Origin of the sequence: Flavobacterium agrisoli (assembly GCF_016522065.1) — a bacterium.
GTDB lineage: Bacteria > Bacteroidota > Bacteroidia > Flavobacteriales > Flavobacteriaceae > Flavobacterium > Flavobacterium agrisoli.
On the sequence record NZ_JAEHFV010000001.1, the window covers coordinates 1,038,324 to 1,064,069 of the forward strand.

The 25,746-nt window shown below is 34.1% G+C and carries 23 protein-coding genes; 3 read left to right on the forward strand and 20 right to left on the reverse strand.

The genetic code is table 11. The features are described 5' to 3' along the window. Positions 1-12: 12 nt before the first annotated feature. The 9 genes from I5M07_RS04450 to I5M07_RS04490 all read right to left on the reverse strand — a co-directional run bounded on the left by I5M07_RS04450 (position 13) and on the right by I5M07_RS04490 (position 5,699). On the reverse strand, positions 13-303 hold the full coding sequence (locus tag I5M07_RS04450; protein WP_200104988.1) for a YtxH domain-containing protein: 291 nt from the start codon (positions 301-303) through the stop codon (positions 13-15). Between the two features lie 48 nt (positions 304-351). Beyond that, positions 352-504: a lmo0937 family membrane protein gene (locus tag I5M07_RS04455; RefSeq protein WP_200104989.1), complete on the reverse strand. Its 153-nt coding sequence runs from the start codon at positions 502-504 to the stop codon at positions 352-354. A gap of 31 nt (positions 505-535) precedes the next feature. Then, on the reverse strand, positions 536-1,144 hold the full coding sequence (locus tag I5M07_RS04460; RefSeq protein ID WP_449536176.1) for a porin family protein: 609 nt from the start codon (positions 1,142-1,144) through the stop codon (positions 536-538). Positions 1,145-1,212: 68 nt separating this feature from the next. After that, positions 1,213-1,785 (reverse strand): hypothetical protein, encoded by a 573-nt coding sequence (locus I5M07_RS04465; protein ID WP_200104991.1) that lies wholly within the window; start codon positions 1,783-1,785, stop codon positions 1,213-1,215. A 137-nt stretch (positions 1,786-1,922) separates the two neighbouring features. Continuing rightward, entirely contained in the window at positions 1,923-3,710 is a 1,788-nt protein-coding gene (locus I5M07_RS04470) for a sensor histidine kinase (RefSeq protein ID WP_200104992.1), read from the reverse strand. A 27-nt stretch (positions 3,711-3,737) separates the two neighbouring features. After that, positions 3,738-4,187 (reverse strand): response regulator, encoded by a 450-nt coding sequence (locus tag I5M07_RS04475; RefSeq protein ID WP_200104993.1) that lies wholly within the window; start codon positions 4,185-4,187, stop codon positions 3,738-3,740. Between the two features lie 25 nt (positions 4,188-4,212). Beyond that, positions 4,213-4,767, reverse strand: a complete 555-nt coding sequence (locus tag I5M07_RS04480) for a helix-turn-helix domain-containing protein (protein WP_200104994.1) — start codon at positions 4,765-4,767, stop codon at positions 4,213-4,215. A gap of 174 nt (positions 4,768-4,941) precedes the next feature. After that, positions 4,942-5,127 (reverse strand): CsbD family protein, encoded by a 186-nt coding sequence (locus I5M07_RS04485; protein WP_200104995.1) that lies wholly within the window; start codon positions 5,125-5,127, stop codon positions 4,942-4,944. 98 nt (positions 5,128-5,225) lie between these two features. Further along, the gene (locus I5M07_RS04490) at positions 5,226-5,699 is read right to left on the reverse strand and encodes a Dps family protein (protein WP_200104996.1); all 474 of its coding nucleotides are present in this window, start codon (positions 5,697-5,699) and stop codon (positions 5,226-5,228) included. Positions 5,700-5,853: 154 nt separating this feature from the next. Between I5M07_RS04490 and pyrF the strand changes: the two genes are divergently transcribed. After that, entirely contained in the window at positions 5,854-6,669 is an 816-nt protein-coding gene (gene pyrF / locus I5M07_RS04495) for an orotidine-5'-phosphate decarboxylase (protein WP_200104997.1), read from the forward strand. Between the two features lie 5 nt (positions 6,670-6,674). Further along, a complete protein-coding gene (locus tag I5M07_RS04500) occupies positions 6,675-7,475 on the forward strand; it encodes an ABC transporter substrate-binding protein (RefSeq protein WP_200104998.1) in 801 nt (266 codons plus the stop codon). 325 nt (positions 7,476-7,800) lie between these two features. Here the strand turns inward: I5M07_RS04500 and purU are convergent, their stop codons facing one another. From purU to hisS, 3 genes are all read right to left on the reverse strand, one after another. Continuing rightward, positions 7,801-8,655, reverse strand: a complete 855-nt coding sequence (purU, locus tag I5M07_RS04505) for a formyltetrahydrofolate deformylase (RefSeq protein WP_200104999.1) — start codon at positions 8,653-8,655, stop codon at positions 7,801-7,803. A gap of 53 nt (positions 8,656-8,708) precedes the next feature. After that, complete coding sequence (locus tag I5M07_RS04510; RefSeq protein WP_200105000.1) at positions 8,709-9,425, reverse strand: DUF4197 domain-containing protein; 717 nt, start codon at positions 9,423-9,425, stop codon at positions 8,709-8,711. A 204-nt stretch (positions 9,426-9,629) separates the two neighbouring features. Then, a complete protein-coding gene (hisS, locus tag I5M07_RS04515; protein WP_200105001.1) occupies positions 9,630-11,003 on the reverse strand; it encodes a histidine--tRNA ligase in 1,374 nt (457 codons plus the stop codon). 148 nt (positions 11,004-11,151) lie between these two features. On the opposite strand from hisS, the gene I5M07_RS04520 reads away from it, so the two are divergent. Then, positions 11,152-12,393 carry an ABC transporter permease gene (locus tag I5M07_RS04520; RefSeq protein WP_200105002.1) on the forward strand — a complete coding sequence of 414 codons (1,242 nt, stop codon included), beginning with the start codon at positions 11,152-11,154 and terminating at the stop codon, positions 12,391-12,393. A gap of 115 nt (positions 12,394-12,508) precedes the next feature. Here the strand turns inward: I5M07_RS04520 and I5M07_RS04525 are convergent, their stop codons facing one another. The 8 genes from I5M07_RS04525 to I5M07_RS04560 form a co-directional block, all read right to left on the reverse strand. Continuing rightward, entirely contained in the window at positions 12,509-13,423 is a 915-nt protein-coding gene (locus I5M07_RS04525; protein ID WP_200105003.1) for a helix-turn-helix domain-containing protein, read from the reverse strand. Positions 13,424-13,482: 59 nt separating this feature from the next. Continuing rightward, entirely contained in the window at positions 13,483-14,493 is a 1,011-nt protein-coding gene (locus I5M07_RS04530; RefSeq protein WP_200105004.1) for an aldo/keto reductase, read from the reverse strand. A 188-nt stretch (positions 14,494-14,681) separates the two neighbouring features. Further along, a complete protein-coding gene (locus tag I5M07_RS04535) occupies positions 14,682-15,641 on the reverse strand; it encodes a glycoside hydrolase family 5 protein (protein WP_200105005.1) in 960 nt (319 codons plus the stop codon). Positions 15,642-15,650: 9 nt separating this feature from the next. After that, positions 15,651-16,886 carry a glycoside hydrolase family 27 protein gene (locus I5M07_RS04540; protein WP_200105006.1) on the reverse strand — a complete coding sequence of 412 codons (1,236 nt, stop codon included), beginning with the start codon at positions 16,884-16,886 and terminating at the stop codon, positions 15,651-15,653. Then, positions 16,883-19,750 carry a beta-galactosidase GalA gene (gene galA, locus I5M07_RS04545; RefSeq protein WP_200105007.1) on the reverse strand — a complete coding sequence of 956 codons (2,868 nt, stop codon included), beginning with the start codon at positions 19,748-19,750 and terminating at the stop codon, positions 16,883-16,885. The genes I5M07_RS04540 and galA overlap by 4 nt, the downstream gene beginning before the upstream one ends. Positions 19,751-19,841: 91 nt before the next feature. Further along, complete coding sequence (locus I5M07_RS04550; protein ID WP_200105008.1) at positions 19,842-20,897, reverse strand: IPT/TIG domain-containing protein; 1,056 nt, start codon at positions 20,895-20,897, stop codon at positions 19,842-19,844. A gap of 15 nt (positions 20,898-20,912) precedes the next feature. After that, on the reverse strand, positions 20,913-22,514 hold the full coding sequence (locus I5M07_RS04555) for a RagB/SusD family nutrient uptake outer membrane protein (protein ID WP_200105009.1): 1,602 nt from the start codon (positions 22,512-22,514) through the stop codon (positions 20,913-20,915). An 11-nt stretch (positions 22,515-22,525) separates the two neighbouring features. After that, positions 22,526-25,720, reverse strand: coding sequence for a SusC/RagA family TonB-linked outer membrane protein (locus tag I5M07_RS04560; protein ID WP_200105010.1), 3,195 nt, complete (start codon positions 25,718-25,720; stop codon positions 22,526-22,528). Between the last annotated feature and the right edge of the window lie 26 nt (positions 25,721-25,746).

Sequence of the window (25,746 nt, forward strand, 5' to 3'; positions counted from 1 at the left end):
GATTAAGGAATATTAGATGGTAGAATTTTTAATTTCGTTACCAGCTTCGTGAATTCCTTGACGAGCTTCAGTTTTCATTTCATTGTATTTTGCTTTTCCATTTTCTAGCATTTCTTTACCACTTTCTGATAATGAACTTACTAAATCGCTGAATTTTCCTTTAAAATCTTCTGAGCAATCTTTGCTTTTATCGGCGATTTTTTTTCTGGTTTTTGAACCTTTATCTGGTGCAAATAAAACTCCGATTACTGCTCCTACTGCTGCTGCTCCTACAATTCCTAATAATGTGCTACTTGTTTTCATAATAATGTATTTTAAATGATTTATATAATGTATTAAACTTCTAATGTATTAAACTTCTCTTCCTTTAATTAATCTGAATAGTACTGCAATGATGGCAATTACTAATAAGATATGAATGATACTTCCTAAACTGTATACAAAAAACCCTAAGGCCCAAAGTATGACAAGAATTACTGCGACTGTGTATAATAAGTTTGACATGATTTCTATGTTTTAATGATTACTAATTTTTTTATAATTTATACGAAACATATAAATTTAAGCTGCTATTTTTTGCATCTGGAAAGGTATACGTTTGACCTAGAATGGTTCTTTCTTTACCAATCGTGGTTAATCCGTAATTGTAACGCAATCCTACGCTAATTGGATTAAAATCAACTCCAATACCGGCTGCCAATCCCGCATCAAAACGTTCTAAATCGTCGGTATCAATATTGTCTTCAAAATCAAAACTTGTTCCTCCATCTACATCGTTTTTTACTTTTGAATTCACCAAATAAGAGGCATATCCACCAGCTTGAATGTTGAAGTTTTCGGTTATATTGAATTTAAAAAGCAAAGGCAATTCGATATAATCCAATCTGATTTTGGCTTTTCCAGAAGCAATGGCATTATTGTACTCTACTTCGGAACCTTTTGTTGTATATAATAATTCGGGTTGAAAAGCAATATTATCACTTATGGGTAATTTGGCGTATAAACCAGCATTAAAACCAACTAAGACATTTTCATCATCTGCATCGGATTGATACAAATTAGAAAGGTTAACTCCTCCTTTTACACCAAATTCTGGTTCTGATGAAGATGTTGTACTTTGCGCGACTGCCACGCCTAAATTCATTGATAAAAATGCTACAAATGCGTATTTTAAATTTTTGTTTTTCATAGGTACTTTTTAATTTTTATTATTTATTCGATTTGGGAAATTTCAGGAGCCATAATTCTTACTTTAAACTTCCTGGTTAATTCTAAAATCCTTGTTTGTTTTTGTAATTGATCCAAAGCAAATTCAGAAATAATAGTATCCAACGTATTTTGTTTTAAATCTTGTAATACTTCAATTTGTCCGACTAAGTTTTGTTCTATCGAATCGAAATACAATTCTTCGTGTAAAATAGAATCCTCTTGTATCTCATTTTTAATAATACTATTGATAATAATCAATTTTGAGTCGGCTGTTTCTTGCAATGATTTTAAAAGCTCATTTTGGTTGTCATCAATCACTTTGCTAAAATTAACTACTCGCTTATTTCTGTTTTGTAAACCTAAATTTTTATTTATTTCTAGAGTAGCTTTACCCAAATTGGCCAACGTAATTAACTGGTTGGCATCTTTTGCCTGAGAACTTCTAAAATTTTGAACGGTGCCTTGAAAACCGGCCTTTTTAGCGTCTCTTTTTTCGCAGGAACTTAAACCAATAAGTGCTAAACCCAATAGCAGCGAAATATGTTTTTTTTGAGATTGTAATTTAGCTAGCGACATTCTCTTTACTTTGATTATTATTACATTACAAATATGCAACCCACTACAAAGAATTACCTTACAGCCTAAAAAAAAATCGTTATATAATTTCCATTGTGGATATTATATAACGATTTTTCGTTTTAATAGAAAGCCTTTTATTCCGGCAAAAACACCGTAAATACAGCACCTTCACCAGGGTTACTGTCGGCTGTAATAAAACCATTATGATTATCAACTATCTTTTTACAAATGGCTAATCCGATACCCGTGCCTGGATAATCATTTTTAGAATGTAATCTTTTAAATAACACAAAAATGGAATGTTTAAACTGAGGATCAAAACCCATTCCGTTGTCTTGAAAAGTAATTTTATAATACTTCTTTACATTCTGATTGAGAACATCTGGATAATTTTTGGAAAGTACTTTGACACAGCCAATATGGATAATAGGCGCTAAATTATCTAAACTGTATTTTAAGGAATTACCAATTAAGTTGATGAACAATTGTTCTATCTGATACGGAATAACATTTAATTTAGGTAGTTTCTCGGAATTGATTTCTGCCTTTTTCTCAGTTATGACCTCGTTAAGTTCGGTTTTAGCATTTTGGAATAAGTCGTTCAGGTTGGCTTTTACAACTTCTTTTTTTGTAGTATTGGTTCGGGAAAACAACAATAAATCATCAATTAAAACACGCATTCTTTTGGAAGAAGCATCGATTTTTTCAAAATATTCTCTTCCTCTAACAGATATTGCTTTTTTATCATCCTCAGAAAAACGAGATATAAAAGTTTGTATTTTTCGTAAAGGTTCCTGCAAATCGTGACTGGCAACATGGTTAAACGAAGCCAATTCTTGATTGCTAATTTCAAGCTCTTTATTTCGTTGAGAAAGTTCTATGTTTTGCTCGTATTCATCAGTAACATCAAAAGAAATTCCTAAAATAATATGCGCATTTTCTTCGTTTTCGACTAACAATTTTCCAATCGATTTAAAATGGCGAATGCTACCATCTTGTCGAACAATTCTGTAATAAATTAAAGGAAGTTTTTTTTGCTCTTTAATGGTTTGCATCGAATTGACTAAGGTTTCTTTATCGTCTGGGTGCACGAAATTTAAAAAAGTTCCTCTTTCGGGTACAAAAGCATCGGGTGAAAACCCTAACAATCGGAATTGATTATCGGAATAATGAATTTTATCTTGCTGCAAATCCCATTGCCACGTACTAAAATTCCCAATCATTTCCGCCTCATCCATTAATTTGGTTGAAATTAGGAGTTTTTTGTTGGTGATTTTTAAACGTTCGATATCCTTACTAATTTGACGATACGAAAGAATAATCAAAATTAAAGCGACCAAAAAGACCGAAACAGTAAACAAAGGCGTTAACGAAATTTCATTGTCGTAGTTTGCTTGTCTTTCTTGTAAAAACTGCTTTTCTCTTTCTTTCATATTATCCACTTGAGCGCGGATATTAGCCATTAAAACACGCCCTCTTTGCAACGCATTTTCTAGCTTTTCTTTATTATAGGAGTCGGAATTGCTATACTTTAAAGCTTCCTCTAAACACTGATAACGTTTGTTGATGAGTAAAAAAAGTTGCTTCAGGTTTTTTTGTTGTCCTTTACGTTCGGCTGTTAGCTTATTGAGTTCAACAAAACTGCGATTTACTTTATCTCTGGAAAACTCGTAAGGTGTTAAATACCTTTCGTTGTGTGTAATTATATACCCATTTTGCCCAATTTCGGCATCTTTTATACTTGAAATCAAACGTTCTAATTCGATGTTAATTTCGAAAGTATGCAAGAGTAACTGACTGGATTCGTGGGTATCTCTATTGTGTTTATAGGATATCGAAGATATAAACAACAATATAAAGACAGCTATTACAAAAATAACTCTTAATAAGTTTGAAGAATTAAAATTGAATATGCGTCTCATAATAAAGTACTATTTAAAAAAAGTAAATTATTTTAAACTCAATAAGAAATTATCACGGTTTAAACCAGAAGTATGATAATGCCAATTAAGCGTAATAACTTCGTTAATTAGTTTTTTAAGCGTATTAAAGTCGCTTGGTTTTTTGATATAAATATTGGCACCTTGTACGAAAGTATCTTCTATATCTTCATCAGAAGAAGAAGTGGAATAGATGGCAATAATAAGATCTCTTAAATGCGGTGTTTTTTTAATTTCGATTAAACACTCTTTCCCTGTTTTTTTAGGCATGTTCAAATCCAAAAACAATACATCGGGTAATACCACATCGGGTTGGTTTAAATGTTCCATTAACTGTAGCCCATCATGCACAAAATCGACTTTTGTTTGAACTTTAATATCATCAAAAGCATCTTTAAAAAATAAACGATCATCTTCGTCATCATCGGCAAGCAAAATGTGTAATGCGTCTTTTTGCATCTATAAAAAAAGTTTTAGTTAGTTTTTATTTTAAATTTTCGCGGCGTTTTTTGATAATTCTTTGAAATGCCGAAGGGGTTATTCCGGTTGTGTTTTTAAACTGCGTACTTAAATGCGCCACACTCGAATAATTAAGTAAAAAAGCAATTTCGGTTAAGCTCATTTCTCCAATTAAAATCAATTGTTTGGCACGCTCGATTTTTTGGATAATGATAAAGTTTTCTATAGATGAATAGGTTACTTCCGAAAAAACATTGGATAAATAGCCATAACTATGATTGAGTTTTTCGGAAAGGTAAACCGAACTTTTTAGGTTATTTTCGTTTTCATCCATAAAGACCATTTCGATAATGGCATCTTTAATTTTTTGAACCAAAACACTTTTCTGGTTTTCGACAACTTCAAACCCAAACGGAACCAATTCTTTTTTAATAGTATCCAATTCTTCGTTTGAAACGTTGGTTTTTAATTGAATTTCGCCAAAACCCAAAGTGTCAAAATCGACGTTAAGTTGTTCTAACTTTTCCTTTAAAAAAAGCGAACAAATTGTATTAATATCAAACTTTATAAATAACTTCATAGTTCCTAAATATGGATAAAGATAATTAAAATAATCTTGGTTTTTGTGTTAATGATTTTATAAGACTTTTTTTAAATTTGGAAATCATTAAACGTTAGACGGTTAGAAACACACTAAAAAAATACCGTCTGGAATAGTAAAACCAGACGGTAAATTAATGGAACTTGTAAGGAATTACAAATCCGAAATCATTTGTTGCACTTCTTCTTTTGATTTTCCTAACTTTTGCTGAAGTCTTCCATATAATTCATCTTCTTTTCCTTCAGCGTACAACAAATCATCATCTGTAAGATCTGCATATTGTTGTTTTAACTTTCCTTTCAATTCGTTCCAATTTCCTTTTATTTCTGTAGTATTCATGATATTTATATTTAAGTATTAATTTATATTAGTAAAGGTACATCCTTTAATCTTGCTTGTCGTTACATGATTTTATCGCAACCTTGTAAAATTCGCATTTAGCTCAAATAACGTCGGATAATCCAAGCCATCGTTTCGTGTTTTTGCATAATGCCCGTTACAAAATCGGTTGTACCCGCATCGTTTGCTTCTTCTTCGTAAACCGAAAGCGACTCTCTAATTTCGGTAATAATATGCTCGTGATTATCAAGCAATTCCGCCAACATTTCTTTTTGATTAGGATAGGTATTAGGTGACTCTTTCAAAGTAGTATGATCCAAAAACTCTTTCATGGTACCAATTGTTTTTTCGCCCAATTTGTTGATTCTTTCTGCAACTTCATCAATAATAGCTTCTAGTGCGTTATATTGTCCTTCAAACAATTTGTGCAATTCCATAAAGCTATTTCCTCCAATATTCCAATGAAATTTTCGTGTTTTAACGTATAATGTCATTTCGTTTGACAATAAAACGTTTAAAAGTGAGGTGCTTTTCTTTAATTCTTTTTGCGTAATTCCTATATTCGGTTTCATAATGTATTTGTTTAAAAGTTGTTTTTCAAAGGTAAAACCATCATAAAGCTATTGCCTTATACAATTTTAAACTCTTGTTACAGGAATTCAACATCAGTTTAAACGGATTGCTTTTAATTTCTTAATTTTGGCGCACAAAATCTTTACATTATACATGACAACACAACAACTTTACGAGCAAATTCAGCAAAAAAAATCCTTCTTATGTGTTGGATTGGATCCCGATTTAAACAAAATGCCTTCGCATTTATTACAAACAGAAGATCCCATTTTTGAATTCAACAAAGCGATTATTGATGCTACGCACGATGTATGTGTGGCCTACAAACCCAATACCGCTTTTTTTGAAGCTTACGGAATAAAGGGTTGGTTGTCATTACAAAAAACCATTCAATATATAAACGAAAAGCATCCTGAAATTTTCACCATTGCCGATGCAAAACGCGGCGATATTGGCAATACCTCCAGCATGTATGCAAAAGCTTTTTTTGAAGATTTGGAATTTGATAGTGTTACTGTGGCACCCTATATGGGCAAGGATTCGGTTGAGCCTTTTTTGGCTTTCGAAAACAAGCATACCATTATGTTGGGATTAACTTCAAACGAAGGTGCATTTGATTTTCAAACCAAAATGTTGGGCGATAAAGAATTGTACAAACAAGTTTTGGAAACCTCAAAATCATGGAAAAACAGCCATAATTTAATGTATGTGGTTGGTGCTACCAAAGCCGAATATTTTACAGAAATCAGAAAAATTGTCACTGATAGTTTTTTATTAGTACCCGGAATTGGTGCGCAAGGTGGTAGTTTATCCGAAGTATGCAAATACGGAATGAACAGTCAAATTGGATTATTGGTTAATTCTGCCAGAGCTATTATTTATGCTTCAAAAGAAACCGATTTTGCCGAGAAAGCCCGAGCCGAAGCTTTGAAAGTTCAGCAAGAAATGGCTGAAATTATGCAAAAATAATCACTATGAAAATTTTCAAGGACCAATTAGGCAGGGAAATTACATTTGAAAACACACCAAAAAGAATCATTTCGTTAGTGCCTTCTCAAACCGAATTACTGTATGATTTGGGTTTAGAAAAATCGTTGGTAGGTATTACTAAATTTTGCGTACACCCTTATCATTTTAAAGCCACAAAAACGATAGTTGGAGGTACAAAAAAAGTTCATTTTGACAAAATAGAAGCCTTACAACCTGATGTCATTATTTGCAATAAAGAGGAAAACACGCTAGAATTAGTTGAAAAATTAAGTGAAATTTGTCCGGTTTGGGTAACCGATGTCATCACTTTTGAAGATAACTTTGGTATGATTTCCGATTTTGGAAAACTCTTTAATTGTCGCACCGAATCTCAAAAATGGCTGGATAAAATTAATTTTGCGCTTTCGGATTTTAATAATTACATCCAAAATAAACCCCTTAAAAAAGCCGCTTATTTTATATGGAAAAATCCCTATATGGTTGCAGGATCAAACACCTACATTGATACGCTTTTACAACTCAATCATTTTAAAAACATTTACGAAAATGGTTCTCGTTATCCCGAAATAGAAATTAAAAAACTACGATTAGAGGGCGATCCCGATGTTGTTTTTTTATCTTCAGAACCCTATCCTTTTAAAGAAGAAGATGCTTTTGAAATTGGTCGGTTTACACATCATGCTAAAACGGTTTTTGTTGATGGCGAAATGTTTTCTTGGCACGGAACGCGTTTGCTAAAGGCATTACCTTACTTCAAACAAATACAAGAGCGTTTGGCTTTTTAAAGCTAAAACAAATCCAAAAGAAAAGCCCGCAGATCTTAAAAAAGAAATGCGGGCAATCATTTAACTAACCAAAACCAAAATAATAAATAACCAGTTTATTACATTGCAAATATCCGACATTAATACATGCGATGTTGTTAAGATTTTGTTATTACTTTGTTGCTCATTAGTTAAGATTCAAATTGCGTTTCGGTGATTTTCAATCAAATTCTTAAATCATCTCCTTAAATTTTGAGATTACTATTAATTCACACCAATAAATCCGCCTCATTTTAAAGAATTAAAAATTTTATTTCACAACTAAAAAACACTCAATTACAACTAATTAGGAAAAAACAACGGTTCGGTTATTATATACCATAGTTTTACGTTGGGCATGCAATTTAATAGCTCGTGCCAAAACAATTCGTTCTAAATCGCGGCCTTTCATAATAAAATCTTCAACTGAATGAATGTGCGAAACACGTGTAATATCTTGTTCGATAATGGGCCCTTCGTCCAGCTCTTCGGTTACATAATGACTAGTTGCACCAATAATTTTAACACCGCGTTTAAAAGCTGCATGATAAGGTTTTGCACCCTGAAAAGCAGGTAAAAAAGAGTGGTGAATATTGATAATTTTATTGGTGTATTTTTCAATTATTTTTGGTGTTACAATTTGCATATAACGAGCTAAAACTATAAAATTGATTTGGAAACGCTCTAACAATTCTAGTTGCATTTTTTCGCCTTCTTCTTTACTATCTTTAGTGAAAGGAACATAATGAAACGGAATATCAAAACGATCTGCAATAGTTCTCAAATCGTTGTGATTGCTTACAATCAGCGGAATTTCAACATTTAATTCGCCTGCACTGTATCTTCCTAAAATATCAAACAAACAATGGTCGTATTTAGACACAAACAAGGCCATTCGTGGTTTTAAATCTTGGTTGTACATTTCCCATTTCATTCCGAATTCGGAGGCAATATTTTGCTCAAAATCGCCTTTTATAACTTCAAATGCTATTTCTAAATTGCTAATTTCAAATTCCAATCGCATGAAAAAAACATTGAGTTCGCGGTCCACATGCTGATCGATATACGTAATATTTCCGGCTAAATTGGCGATAAAACTGGTTACAGCAGCTATGATTCCTTTTTGGTCTTTACAATGAATTAATAAGGTTATTTTTTGCATTTTTTTTGTAATTATTTTTTGGTGGTCATTAATAGTACAACTGGTTTTTTTATTTATTTGCTGTCTTGTAAAGCAAAAACTTCTTTTAATAAAGGAGAAGTTCTAGTGGTTAAATCCGAACGAATTTCCTTTTCTTCTACCGCAATCATTTTAAAAACGCCCGACAAGGTCTGATTGGTAACATAATCGGTTAAATCAGGGTTTACATCTTTTGTTAAAGGCAAGGTATTGTATTTGGTAATAATGCTTTTCCAGATACCATCTGCCCCTACTTTATCGAATGAATTTTTAACCACTGGACTCAATTTGGAATATAAAGAAGTAGAAGTGGCCGTTTGCAAGTAGTTTGTTGCTGCATTTTCGTTTCCTAAAAGAATATTTTTAGCATCCGAAAAAGTCATTTTGGTTATGGCATCTACAAAAATAGGAGTCGCTTCTTTTACCGCATCTTCGGCAGCACGATTCATGACTTTTATCCCTTCATCAGCCAAGGATCCTAAACCAAAACGTCGTAAAGTTGCATCTACTTTTTGTAATTCATCTGGCAACACGATTTTAACTAGTTCATTTTTATAAAAACCATCTTGAGCCGTTAATTTTGTAACTTGTTCAGAAACACCTTTGTTAAGCGCTTCTTTCAAACCAGAAGCAATATCCAATTGAGTTGCAGTACCCGTACTAACTAGATTTTTAATTTGAGATAAGGAAGGTAAATTTTGAGCAAAAGTATTTAGGGAAACGCCCAAAATTAAAAAAAATATTTTTTTCATTTGTATTCTAAATTTGAATTCAAAAATAACATTAATTAGAAAACATCAGACATAAATCCCCATAAGAACAACTCGATTTACCAATTTGATAATATCCCTATTTTATTTTTAATTATTCCTATTCGGAAAACAAAAAACAGAAACAACTCTAAAGCTGTTTCTGTTTTAAAATGAATTTTATTTTATGGGTGAACTTCAATTGCTTTACGAAAGAAGCGCGTTCTGTAATCCTTCAAAATCGACTTCGGTTTGTTCGCCCGAAACGAGGTTTTTTAAGGCATACGTATTGGATTTCATTTCTTGATCGCCAACTAAAACGGCAAAAGGAATATTTCGTTTATCCGCATATTGAAATTGTTTGCCCACTTTTACATTGTCGGGATACAATTCTACTTTAATGTTCGCTGCCCGTAACTTTTGAATGGCTTTCATGGCATAAAAAGCTTCATTATCACCGTAATTAACAAACAAAGCTTTTGAAGAAGCGGTAACCGTTTCGGGAAACAATTGTAGTTCATCAAGAACTAAATAAATGCGATCCAAACCAAACGAAATTCCGACACCACTCATGTTTTTAAGTCCAAAAATACCCGTGAGATCATCGTATCTACCGCCGCCGCCAATAGAGCCCATTGCCACGGTTTTGGGAGCAGCCACTTCAAAAATAGCACCTGTATAATAATTTAAACCACGAGCAAGGGTTACATCCAAATCTAAAATAGCTGTTTTCAACTCCAATTCCGAAACTTTATCGCAAATAAAACGAAGCTCATCTACTCCTTTCATTCCTTCAGCAGAACTCGCTAAAAGTTGCGCTAATTTTTCTATTTTCTCTGAAATAGTTCCAGTAAAATTAAATAACGGTTGCACTTTTTGAATCGCTTCTTCGGCAATTCCTTTTTCGAGCATTTCTTTTTTAACACCGTCTTCGCCAATTTTATCCAATTTATCCAAAGCCACGGTAAAATCGATTAATTTATCCGAAGCACCGATTACTTCTGCAATTCCGGATAAAATTTTTCGGTTGTTAATTTTGATGGTCACTCCGTTTAAACCCAAATGCGTAAAAACGGTATCGTACAATTGCACCAACTCTACTTCTTGCCATAACGATTTGGAACCCACTACATCGGCATCGCACTGAAAAAATTCTCTAAAACGTCCTTTTTGAGGACGATCGGCGCGCCAAACAGGTTGAATTTGGTATCGTTTAAATGGGAATTCAATTTCACTTTGATGCTGCACCACGTAACGCGCAAACGGAACTGTTAAATCATATCGTAACGCTTTTTCAGAAATACTTGCAGTTAATTTGGTACTGTCTTTCGCCTCCAAAAATTCAGAATTTGCTTTTGATAAATAATCCCCCGAATTCAGTATTTTAAAAATCAAACGATCACCTTCTTCTCCATATTTTCCCATTAAAGTTTCCGAATTTTCAAAAGAAGGAGTTTCTATCGGTTGAAATCCAAATTTTTCAAAATTGCTTTTTATGATTTGAATGATGTATTGGCGTTTGGCCACTTCGGTTGGTGAAAAATCTCGTGTTCCTTTGGGTATGCTTGGTTTTGATGCCATTTCTATTTTAAATTTTAGATTCTTTACTTTAGATTTCTATATTTTGAAATGCTAAATCGATTGCAAATATCTTACTTTTTAAAATAAATAACATCGCTTCGAAATTAAACTTGTAACAAAAATTGTATTTTCGTGACAAATTGGTACGATGCTAAAATTATTTAAAGAAAATATAAAAATTGCCTTTGGTTCTATTCGAACGCAAATTTTGCGAACCATTTTAACTATCTTAATTATTGCTATTGGCATTACCGCTTTGGTCGGAATTTTAACTGTGGTTTCGGCTCTAGAGAACACCATCTCGACCGATTTTGCCTCGATGGGCGCCAATACATTTAACATTAACCAATACGCAAACGAAGTTCGACAAAGAGGGGGCAAAGAACGTGAAATCATCAATCCGATTATTTCGTATCCCGAAGCCGTTGCGTTTAAAAACAAATACCATTTTCCCTTTACACAAACCTCGTTATCCTTTACGGCGACCTCAACCGCCGAAGTAAAATACCTGGCACAAAAAACCGATCCCGAAATTCGGGTTGTGGGTATCGATGAACATTTTTTAACAAATTCGGGTTTGGAAACTACGTTAGGGCGTAATTTTAACCGATTTGACATCGATAACAATACATACAATTGCATTGTGGGTTCTGATTTTGAAAAAGGACTTTTAAAAGACGTTAACCCTATTGATAAAATAATTTCTATTCGAGGTGCTCGTTTTAGAGTAATCGGTGTTTTAAAAGAGAAAGGCTCTACCTTCGGTAATAGTCAGGATTTGCGTGTTTTAATTCCGATTCAAGTAGCTCGTTCCTTGTTTACAGCTCCCAAAATAAATTATACGGTAAGTATCATGGTTTCTAAAAAAGAGCTTTTAGACGAAGCCATCGATAATGCAACTAGCACAATGAGAAGAGTGCGTAAATTAAGTCCGGTTCGGGACAACAACTTCGGAATCGTTCGCAGTGACGACCTGATTAACCGTATTTTAGGTATCACCAAATACCTCGGAATGGCCTCTTGGCTCATTAGTGTGATTACCATTTTAGGATCTTCGATTGCGCTTATGAATATTATGATTGTTTCGGTAACCGAGCGTACCCGAGAAATTGGCGTGCGTAAAGCATTGGGCGCTAAAAAAACCACAATTGCGACTCAATTTTTTATCGAAACCATGCTTATCGGACAAATGGGCGGTTTGGTTGGAATTGTATTGGGAATTTTAATTGGTTTTGGAATTTCTACCGCTATGAATTTTGATTTTGTCATTCCGTGGATGGCGATTTTTGCCGCTTTTGCAACCAGTTTTATGGTGGCATTGGTATCTGGTTTGTACCCCGCTATTAAAGCCTCTACTTTAGATCCTATAGAAGCATTGCGTTACGAGTAGTTTATTGAGTATTGGGTTGTAATTATAGCTATTAAAGTTTATTCGGAAGGATATTCTTTAACTATTAATAAGCAAATTTAAAAAAGAAATACTTTTTAGCTTTTTCCCTTTTTGATTAATTAAATGACTGTCGAAATTCCAATGGTGTTTGGTTCGTTTTGTTTTTAAAAACTTTGCTGAATGATTGCGAATATTGAAATCCTAATTGATAAGCGATTTCAGAAATTGTTAGGTTGGTTGTGGATAAAAGTTCTTTGGCTTTTTCCAATAATTGGTTTTGGATATGTTGTTGTGTGGTTTGTCCCGTAAGGCTTTTCAACATATCGTTTAGATAATGAGGTGATACAACTAATTTTTCGGTAAAATATTGAACCGTTGGCAATCCTTCTTCATTGTAGCTCTTATTTTTAAAGTAATTAAGCAGTAAATCTTCAAATTTCAAGAACAAATCATTAGATGCTTTTTTTCTTGTAATAAATTGACGATTATAAAAGCGGTTGCAGTAATTTAATAACAAATCGATATGAGAAATTACTACATCCTGTGTATAATTATCAATCATGGCTTGTATTTCCAGTTGCAAATTTTGCATTAAGCCCGAGATAATAATTTCTTCTTTGTCGGATAGATGTAAGGCTTCGTTAGTGGCGTAAGAGAAAAAACCATATTCTTTGATGCGTTTTGCTAAAGCATAACTCTGCATAAAATCGGGATGAAAAACAAGCATCCAGCCTTCTACTTTGGTTGAGCTATTTTCTTCAATCGAAAACTTTTGTTTTGGAGCAAAAAATGTCATTATTCCATCATCAAAATCGTAATACTGTTGCCCGTATTTAATTTTTCCATCAAAATTCTTTTTCAAATAAACAGTATAAAAATTATAAACAATACTATTCATTTCTTCACAAATTGAAACCGCAATATCTTCTAAATTTACTACACTTACCAAAGGATGTGTTGGTTTTTGGATGTTCAGAAAATCATGAAGTTCTGAAACGGAGTTGAGAAAATATGTTCTGCTATTTTTCATTGTATAAAATTAAAATAAAATAGCGGACAAGTAAATCACTCATCCGCTGTTTTAAAATATTATAAATTAACCCCTTTCATTGATGCAACATCATATCTATCTCCGGTAATAGTACCCAAAGGAATTATGCTTTCCAAGCGGTTTAAATCTTCTTGAGTTAGCAACACAGCGGCAGCAGCTATATTCTCTTCTACATATTTCACCCGTTTTGTTCCCGGAATAGGAGTATGTCCTTTGGCAATAACCCAGGCAATAGCCAATTGTGCGGAAGTGATGTTTTTTTCGGCTGCTACTTTTTTAATTTCATTGACTAATTCTACATTTTTATAAAATTGTTCGCCTTGATATTTAGGTATCGATTTTCTGAAATCATTTTCATCAAAATCTTCCGGTTTTTGTATAGTACCATTTAAAAAACCTCTTCCTACGGGAGAATAGGCTACTAACCCAATGCACAATTCTTGCAGTGTAGCTAAAATACCTAGTTCTTCAATTTGTCTTTCAAACAGTGAGTACTCCGATTGAACGGCAGTAAGCGGGTGAATTTGGTGCGCTTTTCTGATTGTTTCGGAACTTACTTCCGAAAGACCAATATATTTCACTTTACCTTCTTTTACTAATTCACCCATTGCCTCTACGGTTTCTTCAATAGGTGTATTAGTATCCAATCTGTGGAGATAATACATGTCAATATAATCGGTACCCAAATTTTTTAATGAACGTTCAACAGCTTTCTTTACATAGGCTTTACTTCCATTGAAAGCCCATGTAGCTTGCCCATTTCCGTCAATTTCAAAACCAAATTTAGATGCAATGATGTACTTTTCTCTATTTCCTTGAATGGCTTTTGCAATTAGTTGTTCGTTAAGAAAAGGACCGTATATATCTGCCGTATCTAAAAAATTACCGCCTAACTCAAATGATCTGTGTATGGTTGCTATGGCTTCTTTTTCATCTGCTTTTCCGTAAATATCTCCTCCAAAACCAGTGGTCATACCCATACAGCCAAGACCTAATGCTGGAACAATTAATCCCTGACTTCCTAATTTTACTTGTTTAATAGTGCTCATAAAATTTCGTTTTAAATATTATAAACAAAGGTCAACATATTGCTTGTTAAAAAAGTATCCAAATGGTTTGAGATTGTATCCAAATCGGATAAAACATACTATTTTAAGGCAATTGATCAAATTTAGGTTTTCTGAATTTCTTTTTTCTCGTCACTAAATAATTATTTTGATTTTTAGAATCGTGTTGATCATTCCATTTCCATACTATTGTATTTTCTTAAAAACGATCTTATTAAAATTCCGGATTCATTCAAATCCGAATCTTTCCAATTTCCGGTTGAGCAAGCCGATTTTTTTAAAATAGAACAGGTTTCGTCTTTATCCGAAACTGACCAGGTTACCCAGCTTATCTTTCGGTTTTCCATCCAATTTATCCAACTTTTCCAAGATTCCATATCCAAATTTCCATCACCAGAAGCTTCCATTCCTGCAGACTCTGAGACAAAAAGGGGAATTCCTTTTTGTAAAGCATAATCAGCTTTATCCTGTAATTCTTTTTTGTGAGTAGCAGCATAAAAATGCAACGTATACATGATGTTTTTTTGATTCAGTATGGGATTATCCGCAACCAAATCTATATCCTGATCCCAGTGCGGACTTCCCACTAAAATGATATTATGGGAATCATTTTTTCGAATGACTTTTATAATTTCTTCCGAATAACGTTTTACTTCTGGCCAAGTTTCGTGATCGGGTTCATTAAAGATTTCGTAAAGGATATTCGGGAATTTTCCGTATTTCTTAGATATGCCATCAAAAAACACTTTTGCTTCAGCTAAATTGATATTGTGACTGTGCCAATCGATAATAACATAAATATCCGATTGTATAGCGCCTTGCACCACTTTCTCTATTTTTTCTTGCGCTGCTTTTGGATTATCCAAATACGAATTTTTCCCAAATTCAATTCCCATAGCAGCGCGAACTACCGTACAATTAAAATCTTTTAGCAACCACGAAACTGTTTTTTCATTATAAAATCGTGGCCACAAACTATGCCAGCCAAAACTCATTCCGCGTAACACTACTGCTTGTTTGTTTTCATCAAGCAATTGTGTGCCGCTAACACTTAGCTGTCCGTGTTGACTAACAAACTGAGCATTACCAATCGTACTAAAAAACAACAAAAAAGCAGTAACATTTTTCATGAACTTGGTTTATAAAGATAACTTTAAAGTGACTACATCATGAGAAGCAATTTCTGTTTTAAATACTTTTTCAGTAGTTCCTATACTTTTATTTTTCCATAAATCGGTTACTTTAAAAACCTGTTTGATAAAATTTGCTTCGTAACCAAAATCTAGGTCTTTTATGGTATGTTTTTTCCAATCAAAAGCAATTTTTTGAGTTGATTCGGTTCTGTTTAAAAAGGTTACAGCCCAATTTCCATCGGCTAAAGGTTTCACCCAAACTTCAACACCTTCCAAAACTGTGTATTTGAATCCTTGAATTCCGAGTTTGTCCTGATTAATAGCAATTAAATTTTTATTAGTTAAAATAGCTACCGTTTCTTTTGACATTTTTCTTAAATCATTACCCGAAAATAAGGGAGAAGCCAGCATACACCACAGACTAAAATGCGCTTTATCTTCGGTATCATTCATTTCGTTGCCTACTTCCATCATATCAAAATCATTCCAATGATCGGGACCTGAATATTTACGAATGTCTTTTCGCATATCGGCAATTTTCATGAAACCCCAAGAAGACCAATTTTCAGGATGCTTGTGTTCGCAATCAAAACAAGGATATATATCTCCCGAAATTCGCCACATATTTCCAAGTGGTTCTGCCCATTCCCATGGCTGGTTATCGCCCCATTCGCAAATGCTAAACAAAATTGGGCGACCTGCTTTTTTTAGCGCGTTACTCATAGTAGTATAGGCTTCTTTTGCGGTAATTCCTTGTGTATTACACCAATCGTACTTTAAAAAATCAATTTCTAAAGCAGCATAAAAACGAGCATCTTGGTATTCGTAGCCACGCGTTCCCGGATAACCCGCACAGGTTTTGGTGCCGGCACAATTATACAAACCAAATTTTAAGCCTTTACTATGCACATACTCAATTAAAGCTTTCATTCCGGTTGGAAATTTGGCAGGATCGGGAACCAAATTTCCGTTGGCATCGCGCTCACGAGTCATCCAGCCATCATCCAAAACAATGTAATTGTACCCAGCTGCTGCCATGCCGCTATCGACTAAATCATTGGCTATTTCTTTAACCAATTTTTCATCAATTCGGGTATCGAAAGTATTCCAAGAATTCCACCCCATTGGTGGTGTTAGTGCCAAACCTTCAAACTTTCCTCCCTCCTGTTGGTAGACATTTCCTTGACTAAAACTTAAAATAGTAACTAACAAGAATGCGATGGTACATGTGATTTTTTTCATATTTTTTTATTTGATTGTAAAATGAATTCAGCCGATTTTAATCCGTTAGATACAGCAGTAAGTTTGATTTCTCCCTTTCCGCCAGTAGTTTGCACGATTACTTGGGCCAATCCGTTAAATAATTTTCGTTTGTATTGTTGAGCGGGATGTAGCAATTGAATACAACCTAAACTTTGGTTTAGTACATCCCATGTATTCACTTTTAATAAAGGTGTGGCTACCACAGCAATGCTATTTTTTCCTGCCTTAAGGATTTTTTTATCTAACCTAAAAGTATCTCCTTTTGGGTTTTCGGGAATTGCATCGGCAATTAATTTTCCGTTAATATAAATCGATTGCGTTTTACCGACACTTTTATAAAACAAGGTTATAGCATTCGACTCAAAATGCGCCGGCAATTCAAAAGTGGAACGATACACTATATTTTTTACTTTTCCACCAAAATCAGCATTTCTATCCTCTAAAAAAGCTTTTTGCCACGAAGAATCATCTAATTCTTTCTTTATTTCGTTTGAAACCGAACTAGTGTTGCCGTATTTTTCTTTTAATGAATCTAATGGTAAAACCGTTATAGTCTCTAAAAATTTATCTGGTTCTAAAGAAGTCGGATTACCATTCCCAACTCCAATTATTTTGGCAGGACCGGAAATAGAGAAAGTTACATCATGATTAGCTGTAGGAACGTAAATACCGTTTTTATCTGTAGAACTTACTGTAATCATGGCCACATCATTTTCATTATATTGAAGCGTTTTTTTATTCGATTTTAATACTAATGCAGCCGATTGACCAGCGGTTTTAATAGTCTCTGTTTTTATTTTTTTACCCTTTTTGTAACCTATGGCTTCCAGCGTACCAGGTTGATATGGTACATTCCATTGTAAATGACCCTCTTTTTCAATTTTTTGTTTTCCTAAGCTCTTTTTATTCAAAAAAAGTTCCACCTCATCACAATTGCTGTAGACCCACACTTCGATGTTTTGATTTTCTTTACCCGCCCAATTCCAATGAGGCAATAAATGTAAAACCGGTTCATTTTGCCACCACGCTTTTAAATACCAAGCCGAATCTTTATAAAAACCACATTGATCAACCATTCCGAAATAGGTTCCCACCGAAGGCCAACCGTAAGGAGTGGGTTCACCTCGATAATCAAAACCAGTCCAAACAAACATTCCGGCTAAATATTTTCTAGAATTATAATATTTCCAACCGTCCTCGATGCTCAGAAAATTATCATTTGGTGATTTATCATAAGCCGGAATTATGTGTTTTTCATCATCTCTATAATAAGCGCCACGAGTTGCATTGGTACTCCCCTCCTCGGTTCCCCAAATACTTTGATTCGGGAATAATGCGTGCTGTTTATCGGTGCTTCGTTTGGCAACATAATTTACGCCAAGCAAATCAATTGTAGTGGTAACACCTTCGCTACCAATACCTCCACTAAAAGCAATAGTGGCTGGTCTGGTTTCATCAAGTGATTTTACAAAAGCTTGCATATTACTGGCTATTCTTGCACCAATATTACTGTTTTCTATAGCCCATTCTTCATTACCGATACTCCAACTTATGATAGATGGATGATTACGATCACGTGCTATTAATTTTTTCACATCGCCTAAATGCGTTTCGGTAATGCCCATTAATCTATTTTCATCAATGACCAAAATACCCATTTCATCGCAATACCCTAATAATTCGGGTGATGGTGGATTGTGGGAACAACGATAGGCATTGCTTCCGAAAGACTGTAAAACTTCCAATCGGTATTTTTGAACCGCGTCCGGAAGCGCAATACCTAAACCTGCATGATCTTGGTGATTATTGGTTCCTTTTATTTTTAATGATTTTCCGTTTAAGAAAAAACCATTATCGGAATCGAATTTTATAGATCGGATTCCGAATCGTGTTTCGTACATATCAACTAACTGTTTGTCTTTTAGAATCGACGTTTTCATCCTGTACAAATAAGGCGAATCGGTAGACCATAAGTTTGGATTTTGTACTTGTATTTCAGTTGTAAAATCATTTGACTCTCTTGGTTTTAAAGTAGCCTTTTCGATATTTTTTGAAGCTATTTGGTTCCCTTTCGAATCAAAAATGGCGTGTACTAATTGAAATTGAGCTGTTGCATTCGTATCATTCGAAACACTAGCCATTACATCAATAGTAGCCTCTGAAAAAGAATCATTAAGCATGGATTTAACAAAAGTTCCATTGCTAGCTACATGTAAATTATGGGTTTTGGTTAACCACACATGCCGGTAAATTCCGGCGCCTTCGTAAAACCAACCTTCTTCCATAGTGGCATCAACTCTAACTGCAATTGTATTTTCTCCACCGTAATTCAGGTACTCAGAAATATCATATTCAACTCCCAAATAACCACTATCATGCTGACCTAAATAATGTCCGTTGACCCAAATAATACTATTTCTAAAAATACCGTCGAAAACAATATGAATCCGTTTTCCATAATCTCCTGATGGAATGTCAATTTTTTTACGATACCAACCCACACTTTTTTCGGGAAAATTCCGACCGATAGCTTTAAAACCATGACTAAAACTGGCTTTTGGGCTAAATTCTTGTTCAACTGCCCAATCATGAGGCAAGTCTAATTTTCTCCATGCACGGTCATCAAAATCTTTGGCAGCGGCACCATCTCCAAAACCTGCTTTGGCCAAATAAGAAAAATAAGCTGTTCCGGTATTAAAATCTTTTTGAGCATCAAAAGGATGTCCAAAAGCAAACCGCCAATTTTTGTCGATGTTAATCCGTTCTCGATGGTTTTGACATTGAGCTGGAATGGTATAAAAAAAAGAGATTATTAAAAACGAAAGTATGCTGAAAAAATTCATAATTCAGGATTTGAAAGAGTCCGTTTAAAAAAGAATTCCCCAATTTTTCAACCGGGGAATTGCTTAACCAAACTCAAATAAAAAGAAATATCTATTTAAGGACAAAGCCCATTTCGTCTAACAATATGGTATTCCCTCCAAAATTGCCCGACTCTTGAAAAGTCAATTGGTCAAATGATGTAGGATTCCCTATTGTGGAGAAAGGAATTTCAATAACCGTCCATTGTGATGTAATCGCTTTTTGTATTTGATAAGCCCAACCGCCAAAAACAAAGGTTAATTTTGCATCAGGGTTTTCAGAAACTGATTTTACTTTTACGGTAAAAGATTTATACATAGATACATCCTTAGCATTAAATTTCATATCGGCACCACCCCAACCTGGAAAAACCAATTTTATTGATAAATTGCCTTGAGCCTTATCTTCAGTAAAATCAGTTGTAAACGCGCTACCATCCCATGTCCAATGGCCCGCATCCCCTTGAATAATATCGTCATATAATGCCGAACCGACTGCCATTTTAGAAGTAGCGGTTCCCGTTATATTGGTTACTGAGATTAATTTATTAGTAGAATTTGTCGGCATTGTAAATTTAATTTCTGTCAAAGTTGATGAAATAACAACTGCATCTGTTGTACCGACTTTCACAATTGGATCTAAAAAATACTTCCCGCTAACGGTAACCACTTCACCAGCTAATGCATTTATTGAATTAAACCAATTTATAGTGGGTGCTGGTGGAGCAACTATTAAATCATATACAACAGTACCCTTTTCTGTAACAATTTTTAGCTGATTAGAAGTATCGGCATAGGGTGTGTTTTCATCCACCATTACAATAATATCCGTATCCGTCACAAATGTGGATCTAAAATAGGTATCGTAATCGTTAAAATAAATTTTTTGTACGGAAGAAAATCCTTTACCATGAATTACATAATAATTATTAGGATCTACTTTAATTACAGGTTCTAATGGTTTTAAACTACCATCTTCATTATAACCTGACGGCATTACAGACTCAATTATGGGCGCTCCTGTATAAGCTTCTCCACCATCATCACTGGAACATGAAGTTAGAAGCACAAACAAAGTAAACAAACTAGTAAGACTACTTCTTAACATATATAAATTGATATTTTTCATCGCTTTAGTTTTAAATTATTTGAAAGTATAAGGAACAACCTCTCTTAATTTTGGATTTTTAATTAAATCATCGGCTGGATACGGCAATAATAAGTTAGATGCTGAAATAGAAATGTGTTTTTCAACCTCCTGATTTCCTCGATTTTGAGCTTCCATTATTTCTTTTGCTTTACTAAAAGGCAAACGACCTAAATCAAAATAGTAATCGCCTTCGCAAGCTAATTCTGCACGTCTTTCTTTAAAAATATCATCAAATGTTATAGTTGTTTTTTCTGGTAAACCAGCCCTTCTACGAACCGCATTAAACGATTTTAAAGCATTCGCATCAGAGGTACTTCCGGTTTGCGATCCTAAAAGGGCTTCGGCATGAATTAATAACAGTTCGGCATAACGCATCATATAGCTATTCATGCTACTTTCACCATTAAAGGGTCTGTTGAAAGGTCCTGTGATAGGCAAATTTTCTTTACCAATTACATATTTTTTTAAGCCTGCTCCCGAATTTTGCGCTTCATTTTCTTCTTCAAAAGTATACCCTAAAAGTATCTTTGAATCTACATCAAGTGTTTCGGCATAACTTAAATTAGGGTAAAAATCGCCTGGTAACATGAATGTTTCGATTCTTCTTTTATCTCCATTTTCATAAACATTGTGAATCAAATCTTGGGAAGGTGCAATTTGACCCGAATAAGAGGTTTCAACCAATCTATTTTCTGGTGCAAACAAGGTATTAGAAAAATTTCCTTCGAAGTAAGTTCCGGTTCCGGTCCATTGCCAAGAAAAAATGGACTCTTGGTTGTTGTTGTTTTTTTGTAAAAACAAATCTGCAAAAGACATATTGGGCAATTCGTCACCACCTAATAATTTAAATTCGCCACTATTAATTACTTCTTGAGCCAATGCAGCAGCTTCGGCATATCTTTTTTGATACAAATAAACTTTGGCTAAAAATGCTTTTGCTGAGCCACTAGAAACATGCGCATTGGCAGCATAATCAGTTCCTCTGTCTTTTTTTCTCAAATTTTCGATAGCATATTTTAAATCCATTTCAATGAATTTATAAACATCTTCTGTTGGATTACTTGGAACCACAAAATTTTGAGAATAATCCGCATTATTTTCAATAATAGGAACATTTCCCCATAATCTTACTAAAAAGAAGTACGAAAATGCGCGAATAAAATGGCATTCACCTAACGTATTTTTAAGTGCTTCCTCGCTAACCTCAGGACCAACACTCTGTGGCAATGTATTGATGTAGGCATTAGAATTGGCAATAGCACCATAACAGGAACGCCATGCATCCGAAATAAAACTTTGTGAATTGGTGAAACTTAAATCGGTAAATTTTCCAAAATCGTTATAGACATCCGCGTACATATTTCCCGAAATAACATCTGTTATTCCAAAAAAAGCTGATTTATTCATATTAAACCAAACAATTCCATATAATCCGTTGGTTGCATTGTCTAGTTTTTCATCCGAATTATAATAGTTTCCCATAGTTGGCGCTCCTTCAGCCGGCACATCAATAAAATCTTGTGAACAGGATGATGAAAACAGCATTAAACCAGCTAGTACTAAACCACTTGCCTTTTTATATATATTTTTTTTCATTGTTTTCTTAATTAAAATTCAACATTAAAACCAAAAGTAATTTGTCTTGGTACCGGATATCTTCCATTGTCAATACCCGACAATAAAGCATCTTGGTTGTAGGCTCCTACTTCGGGGTCATATCCTTTAAAATTTGTAAAGGTGTAAAGGTTTTGTCCTGATGCGTATATTCTTAATCTTGATAATTTGATTTTTGAAATCATATCTAATGGCAAAGAATATCCTAATGTTACATTTTGAATTCTTAGATAAGAACCATCTTCTATCATACGGCTTGAAATAGCGTTATTTATATGATCATAAGTTGATGGTCTAGGAAATGCGGCATCAATATTGTCTGCTCTGTAAAAATTAGCAGCTTCAGTCAAATAGTTTGTTCCAATATTACTATTCATAGTACCTGAATGACGTGTTAAATTCATCAAGTCATTTCCAACTGTTCCCTGAAGAAAAATAGATAAATCCACGTTTTTGTATTTGAAATTATTGGTAAATCCATAAGAAAATTTCGGATTTGGATTTCCTATTGCAACCAAATCACTTTGATCAATAATACCGTCGTTATTTTGATCTTTATAAATCACATCTCCTTTAACAAAATCGGGCATTAACGAGTTTGTTCCGTTTTTTAAAACCACTTTATTTCCTGAGGCATCAGTATGTCCGTAAGCGGTTAAGTCAGCATCGGAACGATAAATTCCTACTGCTTCATAACCATAAAAAGATCCAATTGGCAACCCCTCTTGTGTTCTGGATACTGCTACCGTGTTATATGCCAACGTATTCATACTTTTGGTAATGTTTAAACCTGCCATATTGGTAACTTTATTCACGTAACGAGTAAAGTTTAAACTGGAATTCCAAGAGAAATTTTCGGTAAACTTATTATCATAACTTAAAGTAAACTCTACCCCTTTATTTTCCATACTACCAAGATTAAAGTACGGCGGATTTACCCCACCTTCATAATCTCCACCTCCTGAAAGGAAATTGGGTAACGGCACTTGATAAAGGAAATTTTTTGAAACTTTTTTATAAACATCAAAAGCAGCTGAGAATTTAGAATCAAATAAAGTAAAATCTAAACCTAAATTGGTTTGTTCTTGAGTTTCCCATTTTAGATCTTTATTAGGTGTATTAGAAGGCAAATATGAAGTCCCCATAGTACTATTCACAATATGAAGGTTTGACTCGTATAGGTTATTACCAATTTGATTATTACCCGTTTGCCCCCATCCGAATCGGAATTTAATATTATCCACATATTTTTTAGTGTTTTCCATAAAGGCTTCGTTTGACAATTTCCAAGAACCCCCAAAAGAACTAAACACACCCCATTTATTTCCAACAAAAAACTTTGAAGAACCATCCGCTCTAACTGAAGCCGTAAGTCCATAACGATCAGCATAATCATACACCACCCTTCCTAAATAAGAAGATAGGGTTTGAGTACCACTATAAGGGCTACCTATAATAGCTTTATTTAAATCGGATGCCGCTAAGGAATGATCGCTATTGTCTTTATATCCTGTTGCATTTATGGAGTATCCCTCCCAATGTGCTCTATTGGATTCTTGAACAGCCAAAACAGTAAAATTATGTTTGCCAATAGTATTGCGATAGGTCAACATATTTTTTAAGTTCCAAGAATTGCCTTCGGATGGGTTATAATACAAATTAGCATAAGCCTTAACCGCATTTCCTAAGGAATACATAGGATCAAATTGTTGCCCTAAATTATTATAAATGTATCCTCCTACTTCAAAACGATAATCTAAACCTTTAAGAATATCTACCTGCGTATAAAAATTTCCTGAATAATTTTTTCTAACCAATGTATTAGAACCTAATAATGAAGTTGCAACTGGGTTAACAAATGAAGTTGCTCCTCCTGAAGGTGGCCCTGCAAAAGCACCCGATAATTCATAAACCGCTACATCGGGAGTAGCTAATAATGAGGTAGCTACTACTCCGTTAAATTGCCCGTTTAGAGTCAATTTTTCATCGGTAATAGTACCGCTAACGTTAGCTCCTACTTTTATAAAACTGTTTACTTTTGCATCCACATTGGCTCTAAAATTATATCTTTTAAATCCGGACTCTATTACAATTCCTTCTTGATTTAAAACCCCTCCAGAAATGTAATACGTAACACTTTCTTTACCGCCAGAAAAAGACAATTGGTTCGACTTCATAAACCCCGTTTGGTAAATAGCATCTTGCCAATCGGTTCCTGCTCCTAAAAGTTCAGGATGTGCAAATTCTGGTCGTTTTGAAGTTGGATCATACACATCAGCCAACGCATTTTGATGGATGGCATATTCTTGTAAATTCATTGAAGACAACTTTTTTGGCAGATTACTGAAAGAATATGAATTTTCATAAGTTAATTTCCCAGTTCCTTTTTTACCCGATTTAGTGGTAACAATTATAACCCCATTCGCACCACGAGAACCATAAATGGCTGTTGCCGAAGCATCTTTCAAAATATCAATGGACTCAATATCATTAGGATTAATCAATGAGAGCGGACTTAAAGTAATGTTACCTGCATTTGAAAAATTAGAATTTCCTGAAGCATTCCTACCAGAAGTTGACGAATTACGAGCATCTCCAGAAATTGGAACACCGTCAATTACATATAAAGGCTCATTGGTACCTGTTAAAGAGGAAACCCCACGAATACGAACCGAAACATTACTTCCTGGTTCACCCGAATTGCTATTTATCACAACTCCTGCAGCCTTACCTTGCATCATTTGATCAAAAGAAGCCATTTTTAGGTTTTCCATGTCTTTAGAACTAATACTCGAAATGGCGCTGTTAACATCTTTTCGTTTTTGTGTCCCATATCCAATAACCACCACATCCTTTAAATCTTCAGCATTGGGTTTTAAAACAATGTTTAGTACTGATTTTCCATCAATATTAATTTTTTGCGTAGTAAATCCAATAAAAGAAAAAGACAATGTGCCATTGGATGGCGCTACAATTTCATATTTCCCGTCATAATCGGTAGAAACGGTAGTTGATCCGCCTACTAAAGTAATATTTGCCCCCGGAATACCAAGTCCTGAAGGATCGCTTACCGTACCTGAAATTTTAGATTGAGCTAAAACAATATTGCTCACAAAAAACAAGGCCATCAACGGAATGCATTTAGGATATGCCTCCCTATGAAATAAATTAGACAATAGTTTTTTCATAATTAAAGTTTAGTTAGTTAAAATTG

Coding starts and splice junctions, on each gene's coding strand:
- I5M07_RS04450 (WP_200104988.1), bottom strand. CDS start 303: ATGAAAACAAGTAGCACATTATTAGGAATTGTAGGAGCAGCAGCAGTA.
- I5M07_RS04455 (WP_200104989.1), bottom strand. CDS start 504: ATGTCAAACTTATTATACACAGTCGCAGTAATTCTTGTCATACTTTGG.
- I5M07_RS04460 (WP_449536176.1), bottom strand. CDS start 1,144: ATGAATTTAGGCGTGGCAGTCGCGCAAAGTACAACATCTTCATCAGAA.
- I5M07_RS04465 (WP_200104991.1), bottom strand. CDS start 1,785: ATGTCGCTAGCTAAATTACAATCTCAAAAAAAACATATTTCGCTGCTA.
- I5M07_RS04470 (WP_200104992.1), bottom strand. CDS start 3,710: ATGAGACGCATATTCAATTTTAATTCTTCAAACTTATTAAGAGTTATT.
- I5M07_RS04475 (WP_200104993.1), bottom strand. CDS start 4,187: ATGCAAAAAGACGCATTACACATTTTGCTTGCCGATGATGACGAAGAT.
- I5M07_RS04480 (WP_200104994.1), bottom strand. CDS start 4,767: ATGAAGTTATTTATAAAGTTTGATATTAATACAATTTGTTCGCTTTTT.
- I5M07_RS04485 (WP_200104995.1), bottom strand. CDS start 5,127: ATGAATACTACAGAAATAAAAGGAAATTGGAACGAATTGAAAGGAAAG.
- I5M07_RS04490 (WP_200104996.1), bottom strand. CDS start 5,699: ATGAAACCGAATATAGGAATTACGCAAAAAGAATTAAAGAAAAGCACC.
- pyrF (WP_200104997.1), top strand. CDS start 5,854: ATGACAACACAACAACTTTACGAGCAAATTCAGCAAAAAAAATCCTTC.
- I5M07_RS04500 (WP_200104998.1), top strand. CDS start 6,675: ATGAAAATTTTCAAGGACCAATTAGGCAGGGAAATTACATTTGAAAAC.
- purU (WP_200104999.1), bottom strand. CDS start 8,655: ATGCAAAAAATAACCTTATTAATTCATTGTAAAGACCAAAAAGGAATC.
- I5M07_RS04510 (WP_200105000.1), bottom strand. CDS start 9,425: ATGAAAAAAATATTTTTTTTAATTTTGGGCGTTTCCCTAAATACTTTT.
- hisS (WP_200105001.1), bottom strand. CDS start 11,003: ATGGCATCAAAACCAAGCATACCCAAAGGAACACGAGATTTTTCACCA.
- I5M07_RS04520 (WP_200105002.1), top strand. CDS start 11,152: ATGCTAAAATTATTTAAAGAAAATATAAAAATTGCCTTTGGTTCTATT.
- I5M07_RS04525 (WP_200105003.1), bottom strand. CDS start 13,423: ATGAAAAATAGCAGAACATATTTTCTCAACTCCGTTTCAGAACTTCAT.
- I5M07_RS04530 (WP_200105004.1), bottom strand. CDS start 14,493: ATGAGCACTATTAAACAAGTAAAATTAGGAAGTCAGGGATTAATTGTT.
- I5M07_RS04535 (WP_200105005.1), bottom strand. CDS start 15,641: ATGAAAAATGTTACTGCTTTTTTGTTGTTTTTTAGTACGATTGGTAAT.
- I5M07_RS04540 (WP_200105006.1), bottom strand. CDS start 16,886: ATGAAAAAAATCACATGTACCATCGCATTCTTGTTAGTTACTATTTTA.
- galA (WP_200105007.1), bottom strand. CDS start 19,750: ATGAATTTTTTCAGCATACTTTCGTTTTTAATAATCTCTTTTTTTTAT.
- I5M07_RS04550 (WP_200105008.1), bottom strand. CDS start 20,897: ATGAAAAATATCAATTTATATATGTTAAGAAGTAGTCTTACTAGTTTG.
- I5M07_RS04555 (WP_200105009.1), bottom strand. CDS start 22,514: ATGAAAAAAAATATATATAAAAAGGCAAGTGGTTTAGTACTAGCTGGT.
- I5M07_RS04560 (WP_200105010.1), bottom strand. CDS start 25,720: ATGAAAAAACTATTGTCTAATTTATTTCATAGGGAGGCATATCCTAAA.